Raw genomic sequence first — 4,934 nt, 5'->3', positions numbered from 1 at the left:
GTGAGTCTTGGCGCAGATTTTTGGCTTTCACAGTTCTGAGCTCAGTTTTGATCGTACTGACCTCTTTCTGTAGCGAGAGCGCTGTATCACGGGTGGCCCCCTGCTGAATCGTCAACTGGTCAACTTGCGTCGTCAGGAACTGTATTTGCTCGTCAGAGTCCTTTAACTCCGCTTTCAAACTATCCACATCTTCAAGTCCCAGGGTGGGATAGTCAGTGCTCGGTTCAGTGACAGGCCACTTAAGGAGTAGGCCATAGTCCCCTGTCCTGGGCACGAGCGCATATTCACAGCCTTCATAGATCCGCACGGGACGATTCAATTGCACCCCATTGCGCCAGATGCCGTTGCGACTCGGTTGGTCCCCCCCATCTTTGAGCATGATTTGGTCCCCCTCGCGGTAAACCGTGGCATGGATACGAGAAATCGAGCGCACAAAGACAAGTCGTGGGTCCATACCGACCGCCACTGGGTAGGTTGCCTGGTCCCATCGCCCAATGGTGGCCGGTAGTCGGGCCAAATTGATCGTGTGTCTAATGGGCGTCTCTCGCCCTGGCCTGTACTCAAGGATTTGTAGCATTGCCATGTGCCACTTGAGCTTAATCGTCTGGCTGTAAACAGGAGCCAGCATAAAAAACCGTGTGGTCAGTGAGGTTTTTTATTTCCAGAAATCCATCCTGGATAGAAATCTCAACCGCCTGATTGTTGAGGCTAATCAGGCGCGTTTGCAGTTGATTGACAGGCAAGGTTGCATTCCCCATCGGGGCAATCTGCCCAGGGTGAAGGCTGCCGATCATCGCTTCTTGATCTGACACCAGCATTCCCACCAACTCAGCCGTTTATCCTGATTCGAATCTGCGTACTCAACCCCAACGCTAATGGTGATCGGTGACGTTACAAAAAAGACGGCTCGGCCAATGGATTCGCGGATTTTGCCGGGTTCTTTGCCCGGTTCAGCCACACCCACCGAGCTTTTATTCAGTGGTTCCAAGGTGGTGCTATCCAAGATGGCCATCACGGCATAGCCTTCCATGGTGGAAAAATGGATTCGATACCAAATATCGAAGGTGCCAATCGGTAGCGTGATATCTTTCCCATCGGGTGACAAGGTGATGTCGTCCCCAATGCGATAGCAAACATCATTAGCGGCCCTCGGTGTCGTCGTCCACGGTATTTTTCGATTGGTCTCTTTCGTCGAAATAAATAAATCACTTGCCTGCTCAGGGACCGTCAAGTACACCTCTTGCGGGTCTGTGGCCTGGACAACACCTTGGGTGATCAGCATCGGCGTTCCATCTGGCCGACCGATATAGACAGCGCCTTCGCCATTATTGGCATCAGGGCATTGCACAACTTCCCCATATTTGATGGAGCTGGGAGCCTCCACACCCTCCACACGTCGCGCTAGGAGTACAACATCAAACTTCTTGTCCGCCATCGTAGATTAGGTCAGGGATATTGGGATCATTGAGGCCGATGCCTGGATCTGCGGTAACGGGGGGCGGTGGTGCACCAGACCATTGATAGATCCGAATTCGCCAGTTTGCATCGGCCTGATACCGTGCATATAAATTGTGTTTCAGCCGTAGCCGGTAGAGTCTCCAGCCAGCCGCTTCTAAAAAGTTGGGAATGGTGGGCGTGAAAAGTCTGGGGTCTCTGTAGGGGTAAAACCGCCGAAACCCATACAGCGAATCATCTGGAAACTGCTGAACAATGAGGGCATAGGCTTTGCCTGGGAACGGACCCGCATAGGACCAGTTTTGTTCAACCCTCAGCGTTTGCTCGCCAATCAGCGGAGCCTCTAGGGTGACCCAGTCAAAGCCTGGTTCGACGTCAGATATCAGCTCCCAGCTCATGGTTATAACAACACCCCACTGGGCAGTAATAGACCGGCCTCATTAGAGGTGTAAGCGATGCCGTTGTCGATGATGACCTCAATCTGCGCACACACCGTATCGGCATAGGCTGCCGCATTAATGCCCTGCTGGTCTAGCCGGTCCAAGACATCATCAGCCTTGACCTTGCCTTCTAGCAGATCTTCAATGGCACCTTGACGCTCGTAAAGTAGCTGAGCTTCATTACGAGCGTCTTGAGCATCATAGTCAGGATGTTCTCGGTACCAGGTCATCAACGGATCGAGAATGTCCACGGCGTTACACTCCGATTTTCTCGCGGGTTAACGACACTCGATTGATTAGCAACGTGTTGTTTTGTGCCAAGATATCGGCCTTCATGGCGTTAAACACATCCATTTGGTCATCGGTTTCAGTCGCTCGCCCAAATGGGCAACTATCGCGGTCGCCGTTGTATTTCAGATAACGCTGGTTCGTAACATTTGACGTTGCCACCTGCACAGTGCGCGCTGTATTTCGAAACCAAACAATTCTGGCAGCACGGAATTTTTTAAGTTCAACCAGCGTATCGGTTCCTAAGGTGGTGACCGCTTCAGCCCCGTTACCCGTGACGACATAGGCTTGCAATGCTCCATAACTGTCAGTGTTGGCTTTAGCTGATACACGAGTGTTCGCATCCAAGTCTTGCCCAAACGGCGTTAGATATAACGTAGTTTGAGGCCCTCTAGCCGTGCCACCGCCCACGTTTGGAACGCGAGGTGTGCTGAGGTAGTTCACATATGCTTGAAGCGCTGCATTGAGCTGAGCGCCTCGACGGATGTCAGAGTAACGGGTCATAGCAAGGGTACAGTAACGGATTTGACCCCGTTGTAACTCATGAAAATGGTTGATAAATTCAGTCTGAAAGGTTTAACCTTTGCAGTGATTTTTAGTCGATAGCGCTAATCATCTAGCTAACCAGTGGCGTTGGCAGTACCCCTGTACGATCTACCAAGATGATTGGATTCGGCACACCTAACACTTCTAGGCTTGCGTATTGAAAACGAACGTCAGCCACGGGTCTACGTCTGGGTTGACGTCTGCTCTGGCCGTACACCAAGTCAATGTCTGGGATGGTCGGAAATGCCTCAGCAGGCTCTGAATTGACTTTTTCATTAAAGTAAGCCCATTCCGGCGTATCGTTTTGGATGTCCAGAACAGCCTCAGTGACTCGCCGTCCTTCAGCTTCAGTTCTACATAGCAACTGCAACTGGTATCCCTTGTCCCAATCGCTGTAGGTGTACATGTTTTTACCCTTCTTCCACACAAATCCACCACCGGTCGAAAAGGTGGATCGAATGCGTTGAGCGTAGGTCTGAGCAACCGATGGGTTAATTGTGCTTGGTGTGTGGTTCATCAATCTAAACCCTATACGGCCATATATAGGTGCATACCCTGGTTCTACGTCGTTGGCGTCTTCGAGAAAGTAGAGGTTGATTTTAGGTCGCGTACGTCTCCTAACATCAGTTCGATATCGCGTAGTGCCTACATCATCACTGCCACCGACCAGACGATCAGCAAACCTGCCGCGCAATGTCTCAAACAGCACTATCCGACCGATGGTCATGTTGAAGGAGTCATCATCACGATGTTCACAGGCCAACGCTAGGCTGCTTCGAGGTGTGTTGATATCTAGATCGCCATCCAAGTCAATATCTCGAAACCATTCTCTAACCTCGGTTCGAAAGGTTCGGCGGATGGTGTCTTGAAGGTGTTCAACGGGTGAAAAATTATCAGGGAGTGACATCGTTCGGTGGATCTCCTCTTTGAGCATCGGTTGCGATCTCAACGTTGGGGCTTTGACTAACATCTGCGGCTTCGTCTTCGGCTACCTGGATCGGCTGGTTTTCAGGGGCACTGGTCGGTAGTTGATTTTCCTCATCCAGGTCTGGCGTATCTTCTGGGCCAAACGCGGTGACGGCATCAGTAAAGCGTGTCCTGGCCTCACCTAACTCCGTGACCTCTTCTTGTATTTCACGAACGTCTGAGGTGACAACCGCTAAGCTACTGGCTGTGTTCTCGACTGTCTCAAGTCCATCAAACACCCGACTAAATTTACGCCGGTAGAAGTCTTGAGCTTTTACCCGTTCAGCCATCCAGGGGTAGGCGCGTTCACCCACAACACCCCATTTTTTAAGCGCGTTGCCAATTTTGCCGGTGTTCTCAGCGGTCCATTCCATGACGTCCTGTGTGGTGTCGTTGATACTACGGATCGTCCAGATGATATTGGACCCAGCCTGAAGCACGCGGTTTGCCTTTTGCCACGCAGTGCGGGTGTCATCGTAAACATCCTCACCCACCACGGATTTAATAAAATTGGTGACACTATCACCCACTAACCCATTGATATCAAGGGCGTTCCCATCTTCGTCCTTAACCCCAACGGCAGCTAAGGCATTGCTCACGACATAGCCCAGCGTTTCGCCAATGTCACGGCTGATCATTGCGCCATTGTGGAGCACGGTGACGAGGGTCAGTAGATTAATGAGCTTATCGATATGGGTGTTTTGCCAGGCCTTTTTGGCAAAATTTTCCATCTCCAGCAACTTCGCTAAAATAGCTGCCAACTGAGCGTTTTGAGACCCTTGTTGAAGTGCGTCTAATTTATCGTTTAAGCGTTTATCTAATTGCCCGATCACATCATCCGTGTGAGCATTGATGCCCCCATTGCATCCACAGGAACTCGATGTTCCTGTTTGCGGCAAATTAGTGCCTGGGTTGGTTTTTCTTTCGGGTACTAGCGGGGTGCCAGGGTTTTGCCGTAACCCTGGCGTGATGGCTAAGCCTGGAATGAGTACATCGGTGAGTGGATTACGTTGTTCCTGTTGTCGCCGTCTTAACCTCTCAATAACCGTATTTTCTTTTACGGTTTCTGCCTGCAAAGGGTCTGTACTAGGGGATGTTGTCGGGTCATTCGGTGCTATAGGGTCAAGCTCTGATGGGCTAACCTTAGACGGATTCCCCGGTATCGTTCTTGCTGGCGCAAATCTACGGGTCGGAATAGTTGGGGTGCCTTCTGGTGCTTGAGTAGGTTGGGCTCTGTCA

7 protein-coding genes and 1 pseudogene are annotated in these 4,934 nt (G+C 51.1%); all 8 read right to left on the bottom strand.

Annotated features, from left to right (window positions below; translation table 11 throughout):
* On the bottom strand, window positions 1-628 hold a 628-nt coding region (locus DXZ20_RS01035), incomplete at its 3' end, for an FHA domain-containing protein (RefSeq protein ID WP_250565544.1).
* Window positions 597-818 (bottom strand): hypothetical protein, encoded by a 222-nt coding sequence (locus DXZ20_RS01030; protein ID WP_163695803.1) that lies wholly within the window; start codon window positions 816-818, stop codon window positions 597-599. The genes DXZ20_RS01030 and DXZ20_RS01035, both read right to left, overlap by 32 nt.
* Window positions 791-1,435: a hypothetical protein gene (locus DXZ20_RS01025; protein WP_163695800.1), complete on the bottom strand. Its 645-nt coding sequence runs from the start codon at window positions 1,433-1,435 to the stop codon at window positions 791-793. The genes DXZ20_RS01030 and DXZ20_RS01025 overlap by 28 nt, the downstream gene beginning before the upstream one ends.
* A complete protein-coding gene (locus DXZ20_RS01020; RefSeq protein WP_163695797.1) occupies window positions 1,416-1,853 on the bottom strand; it encodes a hypothetical protein in 438 nt (145 codons plus the stop codon). The genes DXZ20_RS01025 and DXZ20_RS01020 overlap by 20 nt, the downstream gene beginning before the upstream one ends.
* Before the next feature lie 2 nt (window positions 1,854-1,855).
* Window positions 1,856-2,146, bottom strand: a complete 291-nt coding sequence (locus tag DXZ20_RS01015; RefSeq protein ID WP_163695795.1) for a hypothetical protein — start codon at window positions 2,144-2,146, stop codon at window positions 1,856-1,858.
* Window positions 2,147-2,150: 4 nt separating this feature from the next.
* On the bottom strand, window positions 2,151-2,687 hold the full coding sequence (locus DXZ20_RS01010; protein ID WP_163695792.1) for a hypothetical protein: 537 nt from the start codon (window positions 2,685-2,687) through the stop codon (window positions 2,151-2,153).
* A gap of 112 nt (window positions 2,688-2,799) precedes the next feature.
* Window positions 2,800-3,636 carry a hypothetical protein gene (locus tag DXZ20_RS01005; RefSeq protein ID WP_163695789.1) on the bottom strand — a complete coding sequence of 279 codons (837 nt, stop codon included), beginning with the start codon at window positions 3,634-3,636 and terminating at the stop codon, window positions 2,800-2,802.
* Window positions 3,623-4,934 (bottom strand): annotated as a pseudogene (locus DXZ20_RS01000) (hypothetical protein); the annotation flags it as partial. The pseudogene DXZ20_RS01000 and the gene DXZ20_RS01005, both read right to left, overlap by 14 nt.

The sequence above is a fragment of the Adonisia turfae CCMR0081 genome (assembly GCF_011009555.1).
GTDB classification, from domain to species: Bacteria; Cyanobacteriota; Cyanobacteriia; order Phormidesmidales; family Phormidesmidaceae; genus Leptothoe; species Leptothoe turfae.
The sequence above is the reverse complement of the archived record's forward strand: the minus strand, read 5'-3'. Positions and strand labels throughout refer to the sequence as shown.

What these genes read in the sequence shown, in the direction of transcription:
- DXZ20_RS01030 (WP_163695803.1), bottom strand. Translation starts at nt 818, where the DNA reads ATGCTGGTGTCAGATCAAGAAGCGATGATCGGCAGCCTTCACCCTGGG.
- DXZ20_RS01005 (WP_163695789.1), bottom strand. Translation starts at nt 3,636, where the DNA reads ATGTCACTCCCTGATAATTTTTCACCCGTTGAACACCTTCAAGACACC.
- DXZ20_RS01025 (WP_163695800.1), bottom strand. Translation starts at nt 1,435, where the DNA reads ATGGCGGACAAGAAGTTTGATGTTGTACTCCTAGCGCGACGTGTGGAG.
- DXZ20_RS01010 (WP_163695792.1), bottom strand. Translation starts at nt 2,687, where the DNA reads ATGACCCGTTACTCTGACATCCGTCGAGGCGCTCAGCTCAATGCAGCG.
- DXZ20_RS01020 (WP_163695797.1), bottom strand. Translation starts at nt 1,853, where the DNA reads ATGAGCTGGGAGCTGATATCTGACGTCGAACCAGGCTTTGACTGGGTC.